Genomic DNA, 18,134 nt, shown 5'->3' with positions numbered 1-18,134 from the left:
ACCTTTATTGGTTTGTCTGAACCAGGTCGTCCGGGATCCAGGTCTGGTCATAAAATCCATCTTCAGTACCGTACAAACGCAGGGCCACGAGGAAATTACGATCAGGGACGGTTTTGATAAACGCACTGTCTTCCACACCGTCCGGTTTGTTCGGACCGAACCAGAGGTCGATGGAGCCGTCGTTATTTTTCGGGATGTTGTAATAGCCGTTGGTGGACGGCAGCAGCTGATCGGTTTCCGGCATGGTGCCGTCAGTGATGTTGTAGGCAGTTACGGCCCAGAACAGCGCCGCAGGCGGGTTTGGCGGCAGGTGCAATTTATAGGTATTGCTACCGTTCAGGAATTTTCCGGTACTGTCTTTCGTGGCAAACGGATATTTGGAACCCGCGCCGGTGGTATGCATCACCATCGCCGCCGCGCTGGAGTAAGCAATCTGGAAGAAGGCCGCTCGCTGATTGGCATCAAGCGTGCCGTACTGCATCCATTCTGCTGTAGCGCCTGCCCATGAGGTCTCCCACTGGCGGTCTTTGTAATAGAGCTGACGATGGTCATCACGCCCTATCTGACGACGTGCCAGGATCATGCGAGGGGCGGTTTCCACGGCTTTATTCAGTAACTCCTGCTGTTTGGCCGTTGGGGTGAAAGGCTTGCCCTTCACAATGCCGATACTGAGCAGCGCACTGCGGGTTGCATCCGGGATCGCGGTAAGGGGTTCATAATCGACGAAGGTTTTCAGCTTTTGCCAGTAGCTGGCGTCGGTGGGATAAACCATGTTCACCCGCTTGCCGCTGGCATCCGGGAACTGCATCGGCTTCACATCTTTTTCCACATCCCAGAGAGGATAAACGCGAGTGGTTTCGGCATTTTTCACCGCCGGTATCGGATCGGGTTTACCTTCTCCTTTACCCATGATGGTTCTGAAGAAGAGGAAGACGTTATAGGTGGAGGATTTAAACGCGTAATACCCTTGCGGCACAGGCCCGCTGTAATCCGGCGGCAGGAGTAAATAGAGGCCGCCCCGGGCACGGTCCGGCCCGATGGCACCCACATCGGTAATAGTTTTCTGGAAGAAGTCAGTAAACATGCCGATGACGTTCGGGGGCGCTTTGATAACCAGCGGCCCGGTCTCCTTCAGATCCAGATAACTCATGGAATAAATCACATCCCCGTTAGGCGTAGGCACTACCGCCCGGCTGTCCATACGCTCTTTCCAGATAGGCAGTATGTTATAGCCTTTGCCAAACGCGGCTTCAGAGCCATCACGCAGGCCAATGGTATTCAGCAGCGGCAGGGTCTGAATGTAGGCCTGAATCGCATCCTGATAATAGAGCTCGTCGCTTAATGACTGCGCCTCCTGCTCCGGTAGCCAGTTACCGTTATTCAGTTGCTTCATCAGGGGAGAAAGCGGCGCGTCTGCGGCAATTGTCAGTTGGGTTAAAGCGAGTGATAGCAAAACGGCAGAGGTGATTATTCGGAGTCTCATAGGTATATCCCGACAATAGAGTAGTAAGGTAATGACTCCAACTTATTGATAGTGTTTTATGTTCAGATAATGCCCGATGACTTTGTCATGCAGCTCCACCGATTTTGAGAACGACAGCGACTTCCGTCCCAGCCGTGCCAGGTGCTGCCTCAGATTCAGGTTATGCCGCTCAATTCGCTGCGTATATCGCTTGCTGATTACGTGCAGCTTTCCCTTCAGGCGGGATTCATACAGCGGCCAGCCATCCGTCATCCATATCACCACGTCAAAGGGTGACAGCAGGCTCATAAGACGCCCCAGCGTCGCCATAGTGCGTTCACCGAATACGTGCGCAACAACCGTCTTCCGGAGCCTGTCATACGCGTAAAACAGCCAGCGCTGGCGCGATTTAGCCCCGACATAGCCCCACTGTTCGTCCATTTCCGCGCAGACGATGACGTCACTGCCCGGCTGTATGCGCGAGGTTACCGACTGCGGCCTGAGTTTTTTAAGTGACGTAAAATCGTGTTGAGGCCAACGCCCATAATGCGGGCGGTTGCCCGGCATCCAACGCCATTCATGGCCATATCAATGATTTTCTGGTGCGTACCGGGTTGAGAAGCGGTGTAAGTGAACTGCAGTTGCCATGTTTTACGGCAGTGAGAGCAGAGATAGCGCTGATGTCCGGCGGTGCTTTTGCCGTTACGCACCACCCCGTCAGTAGCTGAACAGGAGGGACAGCTGATAGAAACAGAAGCCACTGGAGCACCTCAAAAACACCATCATACACTAAATCAGTAAGTTGGCAGCATCACCGGGTTAGCCATGTTCAGAGTTTCCTGCTCCTCTTGCGTTATTAAACCCTTACGTTCAGGACGATATTTATTAATGGTGAGCATGTTATTCCCGACATGGGCATACGCCGAAATGTCTGCCTACGACGAACTTATTATTCAGGCACGGGATGGCGACCGCCAGCCTTTATTGCAATACCTTGCCGTTCGGGAAAAGCAGACACAGTTAACGGCGGGAGAGATTGCTGACTGGCTTCAGGTTTCCTCATGGGCCAATAATGACGTTGAGACGCTGGCGGTATGGGATCGTTATCGCCAAAGCATGGCCATCCCTGCCAGAGGGCAGGTCGCTGCCGCCCGCGCGCTGCGTAACCAAAAGCAGTGGAATGACTCGCTGGCCGTCTGGGAAACCGTTCTGCAAGATGAGCCCGGCAATAGCGACGCCCGCACCGGCTGGATAATGACGCTCGCAGATGCCCATCGCAACGAGCAGGCCATCACCGAAGCCCGGCGCTGGGCAGACGAGGAGCCGGGGCCAGAGAGGGAGGCACTGCTGGCTTATGTTTATCATGCTCAGGGGAAAAACTGGGATTCAGTACTGGCGGCCAGCCAAATCGATACCGACTCAGACCACAACAAAAACGTGGTGCCCACGCTGCTGGCTGCCATGTCGGCCAACCGCATTGCCGGCCCCGCGCTGACCCTTTCAGAGCGCTTCCCGCAGCCTGATGCCATTACACGTCAACTTGAACTGGATGCGGCGGCGCAAACCGTCCGCACTGCGTTCACGCCCACCCGCAATGAAGAGGAACGATTTCTGGTGGCAGATAAAGCACTGGCTCGCTATGACGCGCTGATTGCCGAGTGGAAATCCCATCCCGAGGCGCAAGGTGATGTGCGACGCGCCAGAATTGACCGGCTGGGGGCGCTGGTTATCCGTAAACGCATGGATGAAGCGATCGCCGAATTTGAATCGCTCGAGGCGAGCGGAACGCCGGTTGCTGACTACGCCAGACGATGGATCGCTTCTGCATATCTTGCGCAGAAGCAGCCGGACAAAGCTGAGTCGCTGCTTGAAAGCATCTATTTTCCGCGAGGCTCGACCCTGGCATCACAGCCGTTGACCATGGACGATCAACAGGAACTGCTGTTTGCCCGTCTCGATAACAACCATTTCGACGAAGCGAAGCAGCAACTGGATACATACACTAAAGAGAACCCTTACCTGCGACAGGTCTACGGTTCTCCTACGCCGGAGCCCAATGACAGCTGGCTGCTGGCCAGAACCTTAAAAACCGAATATCTGGTCGCTACCAATAATTTGCCTGCAGCCGAGACGCATGCGGAGCGGTTGGCGCGTACAGGATCGGGTAACCAGGCACTGCGTATTGCCTATGCGTCAGTGCTGCTGGCGAGAGGATTACCCCGTGCCGCAGAGCGCGAACTTAAGCTTGCTGAAGTCATTGAACCCAGCAACCTGGAGCTGGAACGGCAACAAGCATGGACGGCCATGGAGCTACAGGAGTGGCAGCAGGCCGACGAACTGACGAAGGATGTAGTTACCCGCAGCCCGGATGACGCCGCCACGTTGCAGCTTGAACGACTGATGGCGTTGCATAACAAAGCTGAACTGCGGATAGCCGGGTCTCAGGGCATCTCATCCGACAGTCCGGTCAGTGGCAAAAATGATTTTACCCTCAACGCTGCGCTTTATAGCCCACCTGTTAACCAAAACTGGCGACTGTTTACCGGCTACAACTTTGCCCGTGGCGAATTTGAGGAGGGGAAGGGAATAAGCCGGGACCTGCTGGCGGGCGTGGAATGGACGTCAAGGAATAGCTGGGCCGAAATGGAGGTCTCCGGGCGCAACGATGGCAGCGATCAGAAAATCGGCGGACGCCTCTCTGGCTGGTACGATTTCAGCGACAGCTGGCGGGTCGGGGGCTCGGCGGAGCGGTTATCCCGTAACACGCCGCTGCGTGCCCTGCGCAATGGGGTAAACGCCAACGGTGGCGATCTGTGGTTACGCTGGTATCAGAACGAACGACGCGAATATCAAGTTTCGCTTTTCGGTGCCCATTTCACCGACGGCAACGATCGACTGGAATACGGTATCAGCGGTAAAGAACGCCTCTGGACGCTACCACGTTTTACTCTGGATTTTCTCCCCGGCATCGGCGGCAGCCATAACAGCAAAGAAAATGTGCCTTATTACAACCCCAAACGCGATCTTGCAGCGGTTGCAGGGCTGCGCGCCGAACAGGTGCTGTACCGCCATTACGACACGGTCTGGAAGCAGCAGTTTGAGGCGGGGGCGGGCGGCTACTGGCAAAAAGGGCACAGTGCCGGGGCCATCAATCAGTTAGGTTACGGGCAACGTATTCAATGGAATAACGTAGTGGATGCCGGGGTGAAACTGACCTGGGATAAGCGTCCATACGACGGGAAGCGGGAGCGCAATATTGCCCTCGCATTTGATCTGAATGTCAGGTTTTAAGGGCGCTTCATGATGAAACGATGGCTTCTCGCCGCGAGGGTAATCGTCGGGTGGATGATGATGAGCATGTGTGCATTGGCCGCGGCACCGCGTTACCTTCCTCCCTCCGAGCGTCCGGCGCTGTATGAGGACCAGCGCTGGCCCACAAACAGCTTTCTGGTGCTGGGCTGGCATGACGTGGAGGACGGTGCCGCCGATCAGCGCTATCTGTCCGTGCGCACCAGCGCCCTGAACGACCAGTTTGCCTGGTTGCATGATAACGGCTACCACCCGATTAGCGTGCAGCAGGTGCTGGATGCCCATGCCGGAAAAATCACCTTGCCTGAAAAGGCGGTGATGCTGACCTTTGATGATGGATACAGTAGCTTCTCGACACGCGTTTTGCCGCTGCTTCGGTTGTTCAAATGGCCTGCTCTGTGGGCGCCTGTCGGCAGTTGGGTGGATGCACCGGAACATTCGCTGGTGGATTTTGGCGGACTAAAGACGCCGCGGGAAAAGTTTGCCACCTGGAAGATGGTACGCGAGGCCAGCGAGTCGGGGCTTGTGGAAGTGGGGGCGCACACCTGGGCATCCCATTACGGCCATCAGGCCAATCCGCAAGGCAGTAAGGAGCCCGCAGTCGCTAACCGGTTTTACGATAAAACCAGCGGACAGTACGAAACGGATGCGCAGTTTGAACAGCGTATTCGTGCTGACCTGTCGCGCATTTCGGGCAAAATCGAAGAGGTCACCGGGAAAGCACCGCGAGCCTGGGTCTGGCCCTACGGTGCGGCGAGCGGGACAACACTGAAGCTCGCGCATCAGCAGGGCTACCAGATAGCTTTCACCCTGAACCAGGGGCTGGCAAATGCCGCAAATCTGGAAGATGTTCCCCGGGTGCTGATTTCCAATAACCCTTCGCTGCGTAGCTTCGCCAGCCAGATAGCTCAGGTCAGGGAACCTGAAACTATGCGGGTTATGCATGTCGATCTCGACTATGTGTACGACAAAAACCTGGCTCAACAGCGTAAAAATATCGATCTGCTCATTCAGCGGGTTTTCGATATGAAGATCACCCATGTCTTTTTACAGGCCTATGCCGATCCGAAAGGGGACGGCAACGTCAATGCGCTCTATTTCCCCAGTCGCTGGCTCCCTATGCGGGCGGATCTGTTTAACTTCGTTTCCTGGCAGTTGCAGACCCGTGCCGCAGTGAAGGTTTACGCCTGGATGCCGGTACTGGCGTTTGGGTTAGACCCCTCGGTGCCTCGCGTGGCGGCCTGGTCGTCAGACACCGGACGAATTGCGCCAGATAATCGCCAGTATTTGCGCTTATCACCCTGGAGTGCGGTTGCCCGGCAGAGAATCAACGACATCTACGAGGACCTGGCGCGCCATGCCAACTTCAGCGGCATTCTGTTCCATGATGACGCTTTTTTGACCGATTTTGAGGATGCCTCCCCGGATGCGCTCAAAGCCTATCGTTTAGCAGGCTTCCCGGACGATCTCGCGCAGATCCGCGCCAACCCGGAACTGCTGGCGCGCTGGACGCGCTTTAAAAGTCGCGCCCTGATTGATTTTACCCGGGAGCTCACGCAAACCGTGCGTGCCGTGCGCGGCCCACAGATCAAAACCGCCCGCAACATTTACGCCATGCCGGTACTGGATCCCCAGAGCGAAACCTGGTTTGCGCAGAATCTGAATGATTTTCTCGGCACTTACGACTGGACAGCCCCGATGGCGATGCCGCTGATGGAGAATGTCCCGGTCAACGATGCCAATGCCTGGCTGGACAGACTCGTCGGGCAGGTAGCCCGTTACCCTGGCGCGCTGGATAAAACGGTTTTTGAACTTCAGGCACGCGACTGGCGTAAGGGGGCAGGGCAGGACAACATTAGCGGTGAAATGCTTAACGGGTGGATGCGGCAGCTCAAGCTGAGCGGTGCCAGAAACTATGGCTACTACCCGGACGATTTCATTAACGATCAACCCCGGATGGCAGAGATCCGTTCTGCTTTTTCCTCCTACTGGTATCCGCAAAAATGACCGATCGCCTCATCGCCTTCCTGATCCTTTGCCTGATGTTCAGTTTTCCGCTCGGCGTGGCGGTGATTTTTACCGGTGAAGTGATCCTTGATTTCATCTTTTTCTGGCCGCTGTTTATGTCGGCCCTCTGGATAAGCGGTGGGCTTTACTTCTGGTTTCACCGCGAGCGCCACTGGCCATGGGGGCCGGGCACACCGCCACCTGTACTCGAAGGCAATCCGCTGATCTCCATTCTTGTGCCGTGCTTTAACGAAGGGCTGAATGCACGTGAGACTATCGAAGCGGCGCTGGCACAACGTTATGAAAATATAGAAGTGATTGCTATCAATGACGGTTCTATCGACAGCACCGCTGCCGTACTGGACAAGTTAGCGAGTGAGTATACGCGGCTGCGGGTAATTCATCTGGCGGAAAATCAGGGTAAAGCGGTAGCCCTGCAGGCGGGTGCCGCGGCGGCGCGCAGTGATTTTCTGGTGTGTATTGATGGTGATGCGCTGCTGGATAAAGATGCGGCGGTGTATATGGTCGCACCGCTGCTCAATCACCCTCGCGTGGGGGCCGTGACCGGTAATCCGCGTATCCGTACGCGTTCAACGCTGGTTGGGCGAGTCCAGGTGGGGGAATTTACATCTATCATCGGCCTTATCAAGCGTACCCAGCGCGTCTATGGTCAGGTCTTTACCGTTTCCGGTGTCATTGCCGCTTTTCGCCGTCGCGCTCTGGCGGAGGTTGGGTACTGGAGCCCGGATATGATCACGGAAGATATTGATATCAGTTGGAAGTTACAACTGCGCCACTGGTCAATTTTCTTCGAACCTCGTGCGCTGTGCTGGATTTTGATGCCCGAGACGCTGAAAGGGCTCTGGAAGCAGCGTCTGCGCTGGGCGCAGGGGGGCGCGGAGGTGTTTATTGTCAATATGCGACGCTTGTGGAACTGGGAGTACCGGCGCATGTGGCCTCTGTTTTTTGAGTTTTGCATGTCAACCGCATGGGCCTTTGCCTATATCGTCAGCATTCTGTTGTTTATCTTCGGGCTGCTTATTCCGATGCCCGATTCTTTATATGTTCAGCACCTTTTCCCACCGGCTTTTACTGGCCTGATGCTGGGCGTGGTCTGTCTGTTGCAGTTCACGGTCAGTCTGTTTATTGAAAGACGCTACGAGAAAGGTATTGCGGCGTCACTGTTCTGGATTATCTGGTTTCCGGTGGTGTACTGGATGTTGAGCCTGTTCACTACGCTTGTGGCTTTCCCTAAAGTCATGCTGCGCCGCAAACGCAGCAGAGCTCGTTGGGTGAGTCCCGATCGCGGTATTGGGAGATTAAAACCATGATCCAACCTTTAATTTTTACTGAACAACGGCTGTTTCCACGCGCGCTGGATTCCCTGTTAACCATCGTTGCCTGGCTGGGGTTTGGCTGGCTGATTTACAGTGGTCTGATAACCGCGATTGAACACAATCCTTTTATGGGGACCAGACCGTTCTACACCACGCTCAGTACGTTGAGTATCTACCTGCTGGTGGCCTGTCTTATAAGTCTGGCGCTGATCGCCTGGGCAAAATACAACCAGCTGCGCTTTCGTATTGAGCGTCGTAAGCGCCGGCCTGAACTTGAGCGCCATGAAGTTGCGGCAAGTTTCAATATCACCCCCGAACTGGCGCTAATGATGAGTCAGGCCAAAGTCTTTACCCTCGCTCATTATGATACGGGGGCAATTGACCGCGTGTGGATGGCGAAAATCCTCGCTAACGTGCAGCGCGAGTAACGAAAAACCTGCCGGTAATTCCGGATGTTTGCTGGCAGGTTTTTTATGGAGTACCTGCGGCTCGCTTAATACAGGAGGGCATGAATCGGCGTGCGTAGTGCGCCGCCTGTAGCTCCGGGGCGATGGTCCTGCCGATATGTGTAGTTGTAACGAAATTGAATTAACCGATATTGCGAACCCGCAATTTTTACTTTGAAATCATTATTTGGTAAGTAACAAACAGGCCAATACTGATAATTACAATCGCAGCAATGACATTGAAAATTATTTCACCAGTGGTGGCTGGCAGCTTCTTCCCACCATAGCCAGTCCCACCGCTATAGTTCCCTGAATTCGCGTTGTCAGATGAAGATACGTAGGAGTTGTTGTAGCTGGAAGTATGGTGCCGGGTCTTGCTGCGCTCATTTTCTCCACAGTCAGGGCAATAGTGATTAGTAATAGTTCTGTGACAGGTTGGGCAGGTAGCCATGGCGCACCTCTTCAAAAGTGGAGTGAAATAATAACGAAACCATCGACTTCATATTTCTATTGTTTTTATGGCTTGCCGTGTTGTACTTAAACTAAAATTTTTGCAGTGCTTTCCTTAGGCGTAGCTTTTACTTTTGCAAAAGTTACTGTTTCTATCAATCCCCATTTTTTGATCTTGACCCGCCATCTCCGGACAGCTTTTGTATCTTAAGTTAACGATGTCCGCTGCCGCCGATATTCCCTCGGGGAGTGATATCCCAGCGCGCTGTGCGGGTGGTTTTCATTGTAATGTGTGAACGCTGCTGCAAGGTTTCGCAGGGCTGTTCTCACATCTGGTTTTGCCATGAACGCGATATAGTCTTCCTTCATCGTCTTCACGAACCGTTCGGCCATGCCATTGCTCTGCGGGCTGCTCACCGCTGTTGTACACGGCTCCAGATTCAGCTCTCTGGCGAACCTCCGCGTTTCATGCGCGGTATATGCTGAACCGTTATCCGTCAGCCATTGAACCGGTGTGGTCGGCAGCCCGTCGCCGAAGCGCTTTTCCACCGACCTCAGCATCACATCCTGCACCGTCGAACTGTCGTAGCCTCCTGTGCTCGCTGCCCAGTCTATGGCTTCTCTGTCGCAGCAGTCCAGCGCGAACGTGACCCGCAGCTTCTCACCGTTGTCGCAGCCGAACTCGAAGCCATCTGAACACCAGCGCATATCGCTTTCTGCCACCGCGATTTTGCCCTTATGTTCACGCTTCGACCGCTCTGGTTTGTCATGCAGTAACAGCAGATTATGCTCGCTCATAAGCCGGTAAAGCCGTTTGGCGTTCACGGGGGGCAGTCCCTCTGTACGACGTTGCGTACGCAGGATGCCCCACACACGGCGATAGCCGTAACTGGGCATATCGCTGATGATATCGAGGATCTCTGACAGTATTTCAGCGTCTGCTTCGTCATCACGCCGGTTACAGCGCCTGTCCTGCCAGTCGGCAGAACGGTTAATTCGCAGTGACAGCTGCGCACGCGACACGCCCATGGTGCGGCTGACCAGGGCTATTCCCGTCCTTTGGCAACAAGGGCGCGTGCGCTATCCATTTTCGCGACTGAGCGTACTCCACGGCTTCTTTCAGGATCTCAACTTCCATCGTCTTCTTGCCCAGCAGGCGCTGAAGCTCCCGGACCTGCTTCAGAGCAGCAGTAAGCTCAGAAGCTGGAACAACTTCTTCTCCGGCCGCAACGGCGGTGAGGCTGCCTTCCTGATATTGCTTCTTCCACTTAAACAGCAGGCTGGGCTGGATGCCATGCAGGCGGGCGACATGGGAGACATTCATGCCCGGCTCCATCGTCTGCTGGATAATGGCGATCTTCTCCTGAGGAGTTTTACGTTTACGGACTTCTTGTCCTAACAGGATCCCGGTCATCTCAAAATTGGCGTTAGTGTTAGACATATATTCAAGCCTATCTCGGTGATGCTGCCAACTTACTGATTTAGTGTATGATGGTGTTTTTGAGGTGCTCCAGTGGCTTCTGTTTCTATCAGCTGTCCCTCCTGTTCAGCTACTGACGGGGTGGTGCGTAACGGCAAAAGCACTGCCGGACATCAGCGCTATCTCTGCTCTCACTGCCGTAAAACATGGCAACTGCAGTTCACTTACACCGCTTCTCAACCCGGTACGCACCAGAAAATCATTGATATGGCCATGAATGGCGTTGGATGCCGGGCAACCGCCCGCATTATGGGCGTTGGCCTCAACACGATTTTCCGCCATTTAAAAAACTCAGGCCGCAGTCGGTAACCTCGCGCATACAGCCGGGCAGTGACGTCATCGTCTGCGCGGAAATGGACGAACAGTGGGGATACGTCGGGGCTAAATCGCGCCAGCGCTGGCTGTTTTACGCGTATGACAGGCTCCGGAAGACGGTTGTTGCGCACGTATTCGGTGAACGCACTATGGCGACGCTGGGGCGTCTTATGAGCCTGCTGTCACCCTTTGACGTGGTGATATGGATGACGGATGGCTGGCCGCTGTATGAATCCCGCCTGAAGGGAAAGCTGCACGTAATCAGCAAGCGATATACGCAGCGAATTGAGCGGCATAACCTGAATCTGAGGCAGCACCTGGCACGGCTGGGACGGAAGTCGCTGTCGTTCTCAAAATCGGTGGAGCTGCATGACAAAGTCATCGGGCATTATCTGAACATAAAACACTATCAATAAGTTGGAGTCATTACCGCCTATCTCTTATCTGGAGATACAGCTACTGTCTGGTGTTTCAGGGGGCTACATCAATAACGTAATGCACATTCAGAATGGCAAACTTTTTTAGCGCTGTGTCTAAGACTCGTCCTGGAAATAAAAATATCATAATCACAGCACTTTCATGGATATATCACGGCTTCCAGCGACGCAGAGGCGTGTATTTTTCATAAGGCATGGGGGAGGGCCAGGATATCAATTCAATGACGCTGCCCCAAGGCGTTTTGCCGTAGCAAAAGGCATTGCCATCTCCCTGTTCTGCCGGGAACGAGAGCGCTTTTGGCTCGGTAAACATCTCGCCACCCGCCGCGGTAAAGCTTTCTATCGCCTGTGAAAAATCATCGACATAGACGGCAAAGTGCTGAAGACCGAAGTCGCTTGCTCTGGCCGGGGACTGCTGCTCCGGGCCGTGCATTTCGAACAGCTCAATCCCGGGCCCGTGGGGCATGGCCAGCATTCGAATAGCGCGCACTTCCGTACCCGGGAATAATCGCAACGTCTTTTGCTGGGCGTCGGGATCAATATTACCGTCTCCGGGTTCTACGGAACGATATATTTCTTTTGCGTTAAACGCCTGTTCAAAAAATAGCGTGGCCTGAATAATGTCCGGTACGGTAATACCGATGTGATCGATGCCTCTGACGGGTAAATTCATTCTTCTCTCCTTAGCAAATATTAAAATATAGCAGGCTGACAGCGGGTGAATATTTGCACAATGGGGTGAGACTGTTCCGTCTTTGCCGCAAAGCTCGATCTCTCTTCTATACTTAACTCCTTGTATGCCAAAAGGAGAACAATTTATGACGATTCACAAGCACGGTTCGGCGCACTGGTCTGGCGATATTAAACGCGGTAAAGGGACAGTTTCCACCGAAAGCGGCGTCCTTAATCAGCAACCTTACGGCTTTAATACCCGCTTCGAAGGGGAAAAGGGCACCAACCCGGAAGAGCTGATTGGCGCAGCGCATGCGGCCTGCTTCTCAATGGCGCTTTCATTGATGCTGGGCGAGGCGGGCTATACCGCCGATTCCATCGACACTACCGCGGATGTGTCGCTGGATAAAACCGACAGCGGCTTTGCGATCAGCAAAATTGCGTTGCAGAGCAAAGTGACCGTGCCGGGCATTGACCCGCAGCAGTTTGACGGCATCATTCAGAAGGCCAAAGCCGGGTGTCCGGTGTCGCAGGTGCTGAAAGCTGAAATCACCCTCGACTATACCCTGAACTGATCCTTCCGCCGGGCCTTGCGCCCGGCTATCCCTTCACCGCCTCAGGAAAGACTTCTGCCAGCCAGGCGATAAACACCCTTAACCGCTGCGTCACATGCCGGTTTTGCGGATATACCACGTAAAACGGGTAGTCCGGCGGCCGCCATTTCACCAGAATTTCCACCAGCGTGCCTGCCTCCAGCATCGCGCCTACCGAATACCGAAAGGTCTGGATGATCCCCATTCCGGCAACCGCCGCCGCCAGGTGAGCGTTGCTCTCGTTGACGCCAATATGGTGCCGCAGGTTGATTTCGCGAACCTCATCTTCGTGCGTAAAGCGAAACGGCACCGCGCGACCGTTAGCCGGCGAGAGATAGCTCACCAGCTTATGACCGTTCCGCAACTCCTCCGGGTAGGCGGGGATCCCGTGCTGTTTCAGATAGCCCGGCGTGGCGCAGGTGACCATCTCTGCATTGCCGATATGCCGGGCAATAAGGGAAGAGTCCCCCAGCGCGCCGCCGCGGATCACGCAGTCCACATTGCCGCTGATTAAATCCACCGGCCGGTCCGCCACGCCCAGGTCGATGCGGATGTCGGGATAACGGCGCATAAAATCCGGCAGCACCGGGATCAGCACGTCCCGCGCCGTCGAGCCCCCTACATCAATACGTAAATGCCCCTGCGGCTGCTGTTTCACCGCGTTGAACGAGGTGTCGATATCTTCGATATCAATCAGCACCCGTCGGGCTTTTTCATAATAGTCCTGCCCCTCCGGCGTCGGCGTTACCCGTCGGGTGGTACGTTGCAACAAACGCACGCCAAGGTGCGCCTCCAGCGCTTTTACCAGTTTGCTGAGGGTGGCGATGGGCATGTTCAGCGAGTCTGCCGCCCGGGTAAAGCTGCCGGTTTCTACCACGCGCGTAAAGGCGCGCATTGCCATTAACTGATCCATAGAGCGGCGCTCATCAAAACGGGGGATTATTCCCGTAGGGAAGAAGTGATTTCCATTTTTGCTGATTTTTCCCTAATCACGCAAGCGGTAGAGTGCATCCACACCAACAACACAGAAGGTAAATCACATGAACTCAGCATTAACAGGTAAAGTCGCACTCGTCACCGGTGGTACCAGCGGTATCGGTCTGGCAACGGCAAAAGAGCTGGCCGCTCAGGGGGCGAAGGTGTACATCACCGGTCGTCGTCAGGCAGAACTGGACAATGCCGTCGCCAGCCTGGGCGGGCAGGCGATCGGTATTCGCGCCGATGCCTCGCGCCTTGACGATCTCGATACGGTGTATGCGCAAATCGCTGAACAGGCCGGGCGGCTGGACGTGCTGTTTGCCAACGCTGGCGGCGGGGATATGCTGCCGCTGGGGGCCATCACCGAAGAACACTTCGACCGCATCTTCGCCACCAACGTGCGCGGCGTGCTCTTCACCGTGCAGAAGGCGCTGCCGCTGCTGGTTTCCGGTTCCTCGGTGATCCTCACCGGCTCGACCGTCTCCGTTAAAGGTACCGCCAACTTCAGCGTTTACAGCGCCAGCAAGGCGGCAGTGAGAAACTTTGCCCGCTCCTGGGCGCTGGATTTACAGGGGCGCGGGATCCGCGTCAACGTGGTCAGCCCGGGCCCGATTAAAACCCCGGGGCTGGGCGAGCTGGTACCGGAAGATCGGCGCCAGGGGCTGTTCGATGCGTTAGCGTCGACGGTACCGTTGGGACGCATTGGCGAACCGGAAGAGGTGGCTAAAGCGGTGGCGTTTCTCGCTTCCGATGCCGCCAGCTTTATCAACGCCACCGAGCTGTTCGTGGATGGCGGGATGGCGCAGATTTAACGCTGATAGAGTAGTGTGAGATTGCCGCCGAGGCGGCGATCCTGCAACGGACGGCTGGCGTCCAGGCGTGACAGTGTCACTGATGTGCAGTGCTGCATGGCGCACCAGGGCTCCAGCCATTCGGGATGAGACTCGTCCTGCCGCAAAACATACCCCGCCAGCCGCGCCAGCGCGCCCTTGTTCTCCTGAATGACATCTACCTGATTGGCTCTGGCAAAACTGGCGATCATCACCAGCGGCTGCAGAGCGTAATTGTGATAGGCCTGCGCCCGCTCGCGGCGACGCAGTTCGTTTGCCAGCGTGCCGTCGGCGGCAATCTGCCCGGCGGCGATGCGGTACTCTTTTAATGACCAGGTGAATAAATCCCGCCGGTCGAGCGCCACGGCGCTAGCCATGACCGCCCATGCTGCCCAGTAGCTGTGATTATTGGTGCTCTCCAGCGGCAGGTCGTCCCACTCCTGTACCACCCGATTCGCCAGCTGGCCCAGCCAGCGCTCGGTGGCCTGCTGTCCGGCAAGCGACGTCCCGGGGGTAAACTTCAGCTCCAGCCAGCTGCTGGCAAGCGTTGCCAGGGCCCATTTGCGCATGGCGCGCCCGGTGTGGCTGGTCTCTTCTGAGAGCAAGGCCCCCGCATCGGCCCATGTCGCGTAACCGTCCAGAATACAGCGCAGGGTATGCGGATCTCCGCTCTGCTTATAGCGCCAGACCATCTCCGAGATCCCGCGTTCAAAGCCGACGATGGGTTTAGACGCGGCGCGAAACGCCTGCTCGGCCTGCGGATTAAGGGTGGCGCGGGCGCTGTCCGATCCCTCATATTTACTGCGTAACGTCAGCGGGGCGGTAAAGGGCGCGGGCAGGGCTACGCAGCCGCCCGACGCGGTATGGGGCAGCGGCCGGGTAAAACCGGCAGGAGGCACCAGCGGAGCGGCCAGAGCGTATACCGGTAAACAGAGCAACAGTCGCAAGGTACATTTCACATTCGCCTCCGCCAGAATTAAACATTCACGTTGATTATTTTTGAGCCGAATCGCCTGTTTCCTGATATATCCTTTTAATACTATTAGTCGGCGATCGTAATTTATGTTACACAATAGCTTAAAAGGCCTAACAATCTATCGGGAACAATGGCTGTACTGACTACACTCATTTACAAAAGCCAGTTAAATCCGTCCTGTAAATCTTTATCCCTCCTCTCACTTGTTGAAAAGGCCAAACACAGTAATACCGCGCTGGACGTCACGGGCATTTTGCTGTTTGACGGTGTCGAGTTTCTGGGTGATGCTGCCAACTTACTGATTTAGTGTATGATGGTGTTTTTGAGGTGCTCCAGTGGCTTCTGTTTCTATCAGCTGTCCCTCCTGTTCAGCTACTGACGGGGTGGTGCGTAACGGCAAAAGCACCGCCGGACATCAGCGCTATCTCTGCTCTCACTGCCGTAAAACATGGCAACTGCAGTTCACTTACACCGCTTCTCAACCCGGTACGCACCAGAAAATCATTGATATGGCCATGAATGGCGTTGGATGCCGGGCAACCGCCCGCATTATGGGCGTTGGCCTCAACACGATTTTCCGCCATTTAAAAAACTCAGGCCGCAGTCGGTAACCTCGCGCATACAGCCGGGCAGTGACGTCATCGTCTGCGCGGAAATGGACGAACAGTGGGGATACGTCGGGGCTAAATCGCGCCAGCGCTGGCTGTTTTACGCGTATGACAGGCTCCGGAAGACGGTTGTTGCGCACGTATTCGGTGAACGCACTATGGCGACGCTGGGGCGTCTTATGAGCCTGCTGTCACCCTTTGACGTGGTGATATGGATGACGGATGGCTGGCCGCTGTATGAATCCCGCCTGAAGGGAAAGCTGCACGTAATCAGCAAGCGATATACGCAGCGAATTGAGCGGCATAACCTGAATCTGAGGCAGCACCTGGCACGGCTGGGACGGAAGTCGCTGTCGTTCTCAAAATCGGTGGAGCTGCATGACAAAGTCATCGGGCATTATCTGAACATAAAACACTATCAATAAGTTGGAGTCATTACCTAGCGACCCTGTTGATATTCTTATGAATAAATAACTTTAATTCAATATTAAGGGTCGGATGCCGATAACACCTCAGACCGTTTTATATCTGAGGTAGTTATGTCGTTGAAAAAGTCGTCCCTTGCCATTCTGCTCGCTTTGCTGTTTTTCTTTGTTGCCAGTGCCGCAACCAATGTCTGGCTGGCCATTAAAAGCAATGATTCACTGGATAACGTGAATAAAGAGATTCAGGTAGTGTTATCCATTATCGATCCCATTAACCACAGCCGTACCCTGCGCGTGCGGGTCATGGAGTACATGAAGCAGGCGGAGAGCGGGGATACCGCCGGTCTTGCGGAGAAGCTGGACTCGGTGAAGCTGGCGCTGACCAAGGCCGATGGCGCGTTTGCCGCCTTTAATGCCGCGCCGCGTCTGGCGGATGAAGCTCCGTTAGTGAAAGATTACGACGACGCCTGGCTCGCCTACCGTAATCAGGGGCTGGCACCGCTGATTGATGCGGCCTCGGCGCATGACGCGGCAAAATTCGACGCCCTGATCCCGCAGATCTCCCGTCTCGACCGCCAGTACGAAATCGTCCTCGACCAGGTGCTCTCCGTGCACCAGAAATACGCGAAACAGCTGAATGACGATGCGCGATCCCACTTTGCCTCCGGCTTAACCATTATTGCCGCCTTTGCTGCGCTGTTTGTGGTGGTGATTATCGGCGTGAGCGTCCTGATGAAGCGGTTTGTCTTTGCCCCGATTAACCTGGCGCGGGCGCACTGCAGCCAGATCGCTGCCGGTCAGCTAACGGAAGCGGTGCCGCAAAAAGCGGGCTCGAACAACGAAATCGATCTGCTGATGGGCTCGATGGAGCAGATGCGTCTGGCCCTGCTGGAGACTATCTCTCAGGTGCGTGAAGCCTGCCGTACCGTCAATTATGCTTCGCAGGAGATTGCCTCCGGCAACATCGATCTGGCCTCGCGTACCGAGCAGCAGGCGTCAGCCCTGACGGAAACCGCCGCCAGCATGGAGCAGCTGAGCGCTACCGTCGCCAATAATACCGACAATGTGCATCAGGCCGGGAAGCTGGTGCAGGATGCGGTGAATAACGCCCGCACGGGGGAGGCCGTGACCCGCGAGGTGATCGAGACCATGAACACCATCGCCGCTAACTCCCAGCGTATCGAAGATATTACCAGCGTGATTAACAGCATCGCCTTCCAGACCAATATTCTGGCGTTGAACGCCGCGGTTGAAGCCGCCCGCGCCGGCACCCAGGGACGGGGATTTGCGGTGGTGGCAACGGAAGTCCGTACCCTGGCGCAGAAGAGCGCCGTGGCGGCGAAGGATATCGAAAACCTGATCGCCCAGTCGGTCTCCAGCGTGAAAAACGGTTCTCAGCTGGTGAATCGCTCGGGGGAGGTGATCCATGCCATTATCAATTCGGTCAATAAGGTGAACGCGCTGATGGAGCAGATCTCGGTGGCGTCGGAAGAGCAGAGCCGTGGCATCGGCCAGGTCGGTCAGGCGGTGACCGAGATGGACGGCGTCACCCAGCAAAACGCCGCCCTGGTGCAGGAGTCCGCGGCCGCGGCCGCCTCGCTGGAAGAGCAGGCGAAACACCTGACCCAGAGCATCGCCAGCTTCAGACTGCCGGAACCGGCATAATTCCTAATGCCCGGCGGCGCTGCGCTTGCACGGGCCTACGTTTCTGTAGGCCGTGTAAAGCGCAGCCGCTACCCGGCAAGACACATCGCAGCCTTTCGTAGGCCGGGTAAGGCGTAGCCGCTACCCGGCAATACAGTTCGCACC

15 protein-coding genes and 1 pseudogene are annotated in these 18,134 nt (G+C 55.6%); 10 read left to right on the top strand and 6 right to left on the bottom strand.

Annotated elements, in window-relative coordinates; genetic code table 11:
• Positions 1–4 precede the first annotated feature (4 nt).
• Together LRS40_RS19280 and LRS40_RS19275 are read right to left on the bottom strand one after the other, a co-directional pair.
• The gene (locus LRS40_RS19280; protein ID WP_231312399.1) at positions 5–1,483 is read right to left on the bottom strand and encodes a DUF1254 domain-containing protein; all 1,479 of its coding nucleotides are present in this window, start codon (positions 1,481–1,483) and stop codon (positions 5–7) included.
• Between the two features lie 42 nt (positions 1,484–1,525).
• A protein-coding gene (locus LRS40_RS19275) for an IS1-like element IS1A family transposase (RefSeq protein WP_103215986.1) occupies positions 1,526–2,223 on the bottom strand; the annotation gives its coding sequence in 2 pieces (ribosomal slippage) (positions 1,526–1,974 and positions 1,974–2,223; 699 coding nt in all).
• A gap of 64 nt (positions 2,224–2,287) precedes the next feature.
• Here LRS40_RS19275 and pgaA point away from each other — a divergent pair.
• Genes pgaA through pgaD form a run of 4 tightly spaced genes read left to right on the top strand, consistent with a single transcriptional unit; the run spans position 2,288 to position 8,543 of the window.
• Positions 2,288–4,753 (top strand): poly-beta-1,6 N-acetyl-D-glucosamine export porin PgaA, encoded by a 2,466-nt coding sequence (pgaA, locus tag LRS40_RS19270; RefSeq protein ID WP_370649922.1) that lies wholly within the window; start codon positions 2,288–2,290, stop codon positions 4,751–4,753.
• Positions 4,754–4,762: 9 nt separating this feature from the next.
• Positions 4,763–6,778 carry a poly-beta-1,6-N-acetyl-D-glucosamine N-deacetylase PgaB gene (pgaB, locus tag LRS40_RS19265; protein ID WP_255673255.1) on the top strand — a complete coding sequence of 672 codons (2,016 nt, stop codon included), beginning with the start codon at positions 4,763–4,765 and terminating at the stop codon, positions 6,776–6,778.
• Complete coding sequence (gene pgaC / locus LRS40_RS19260; protein ID WP_231312397.1) at positions 6,775–8,109, top strand: poly-beta-1,6-N-acetyl-D-glucosamine synthase; 1,335 nt, start codon at positions 6,775–6,777, stop codon at positions 8,107–8,109. Before pgaB ends, pgaC begins: the two co-directional genes overlap by 4 nt.
• Positions 8,106–8,543 (top strand): poly-beta-1,6-N-acetyl-D-glucosamine biosynthesis protein PgaD, encoded by a 438-nt coding sequence (gene pgaD, locus LRS40_RS19255; protein ID WP_156263705.1) that lies wholly within the window; start codon positions 8,106–8,108, stop codon positions 8,541–8,543. Before pgaC ends, pgaD begins: the two co-directional genes overlap by 4 nt.
• Before the next feature lie 675 nt (positions 8,544–9,218).
• Here pgaD and LRS40_RS19250 read toward each other — a convergent pair.
• Positions 9,219–10,425: pseudogene (locus tag LRS40_RS19250) on the bottom strand (IS3 family transposase).
• 99 nt (positions 10,426–10,524) lie between these two features.
• Here LRS40_RS19250 and LRS40_RS19245 point away from each other — a divergent pair.
• Positions 10,525–11,222 (top strand): IS1-like element IS1B family transposase gene (locus LRS40_RS19245; protein ID WP_095033700.1). Its coding sequence is split into 2 segments (ribosomal slippage): positions 10,525–10,774 and positions 10,774–11,222, totalling 699 coding nucleotides; the frame shifts between segments, so codons are not numbered across the junction.
• A 172-nt stretch (positions 11,223–11,394) separates the two neighbouring features.
• On the opposite strand, the gene LRS40_RS19240 is transcribed toward LRS40_RS19245, so the two are convergent.
• A complete protein-coding gene (locus LRS40_RS19240; RefSeq protein ID WP_231312396.1) occupies positions 11,395–11,916 on the bottom strand; it encodes a VOC family protein in 522 nt (173 codons plus the stop codon).
• A gap of 145 nt (positions 11,917–12,061) precedes the next feature.
• On the opposite strand from LRS40_RS19240, the gene LRS40_RS19235 reads away from it, so the two are divergent.
• Complete coding sequence (locus LRS40_RS19235) at positions 12,062–12,490, top strand: OsmC family protein (RefSeq protein WP_142489464.1); 429 nt, start codon at positions 12,062–12,064, stop codon at positions 12,488–12,490.
• A gap of 25 nt (positions 12,491–12,515) precedes the next feature.
• Here LRS40_RS19235 and LRS40_RS19230 read toward each other — a convergent pair whose 3' ends face one another.
• On the bottom strand, positions 12,516–13,421 hold the full coding sequence (locus tag LRS40_RS19230) for a LysR family transcriptional regulator (protein ID WP_231312395.1): 906 nt from the start codon (positions 13,419–13,421) through the stop codon (positions 12,516–12,518).
• Between the two features lie 127 nt (positions 13,422–13,548).
• Between LRS40_RS19230 and LRS40_RS19225 the strand changes: the two genes are divergently transcribed.
• Positions 13,549–14,298: a glucose 1-dehydrogenase gene (locus LRS40_RS19225; RefSeq protein ID WP_142489462.1), complete on the top strand. Its 750-nt coding sequence runs from the start codon at positions 13,549–13,551 to the stop codon at positions 14,296–14,298.
• On the opposite strand, the gene LRS40_RS19220 is transcribed toward LRS40_RS19225, so the two are convergent.
• Positions 14,295–15,275, bottom strand: a complete 981-nt coding sequence (locus LRS40_RS19220) for a mannuronate-specific alginate lyase (protein ID WP_231312394.1) — start codon at positions 15,273–15,275, stop codon at positions 14,295–14,297. The two genes, LRS40_RS19225 and LRS40_RS19220, sit on opposite strands and share 4 nt — an antisense overlap.
• Before the next feature lie 147 nt (positions 15,276–15,422).
• On the opposite strand from LRS40_RS19220, the gene LRS40_RS19215 reads away from it, so the two are divergent.
• The 3 genes from LRS40_RS19215 (at position 15,423) to LRS40_RS19205 (ending at position 17,990) form a co-directional block, all read left to right on the top strand.
• Positions 15,423–15,599: a BLUF domain-containing protein gene (locus LRS40_RS19215; RefSeq protein WP_231312393.1), complete on the top strand. Its 177-nt coding sequence runs from the start codon at positions 15,423–15,425 to the stop codon at positions 15,597–15,599.
• 28 nt (positions 15,600–15,627) lie between these two features.
• A protein-coding gene (locus tag LRS40_RS19210; protein WP_095033700.1) for an IS1-like element IS1B family transposase occupies positions 15,628–16,325 on the top strand; the annotation gives its coding sequence in 2 pieces (ribosomal slippage) (positions 15,628–15,877 and positions 15,877–16,325; 699 coding nt in all).
• Between the two features lie 114 nt (positions 16,326–16,439).
• Positions 16,440–17,990 carry a methyl-accepting chemotaxis protein gene (locus tag LRS40_RS19205; RefSeq protein ID WP_231312392.1) on the top strand — a complete coding sequence of 517 codons (1,551 nt, stop codon included), beginning with the start codon at positions 16,440–16,442 and terminating at the stop codon, positions 17,988–17,990.
• The last annotated feature ends 144 nt before the right edge of the window (positions 17,991–18,134 follow it).

The organism is Leclercia sp. G3L (assembly GCF_021117075.1).
Classification (GTDB): domain Bacteria; phylum Pseudomonadota; class Gammaproteobacteria; order Enterobacterales; family Enterobacteriaceae; genus Enterobacter; species Enterobacter adecarboxylatus_C.
This window is presented reverse-complemented; position numbering and strand designations above follow the sequence as displayed.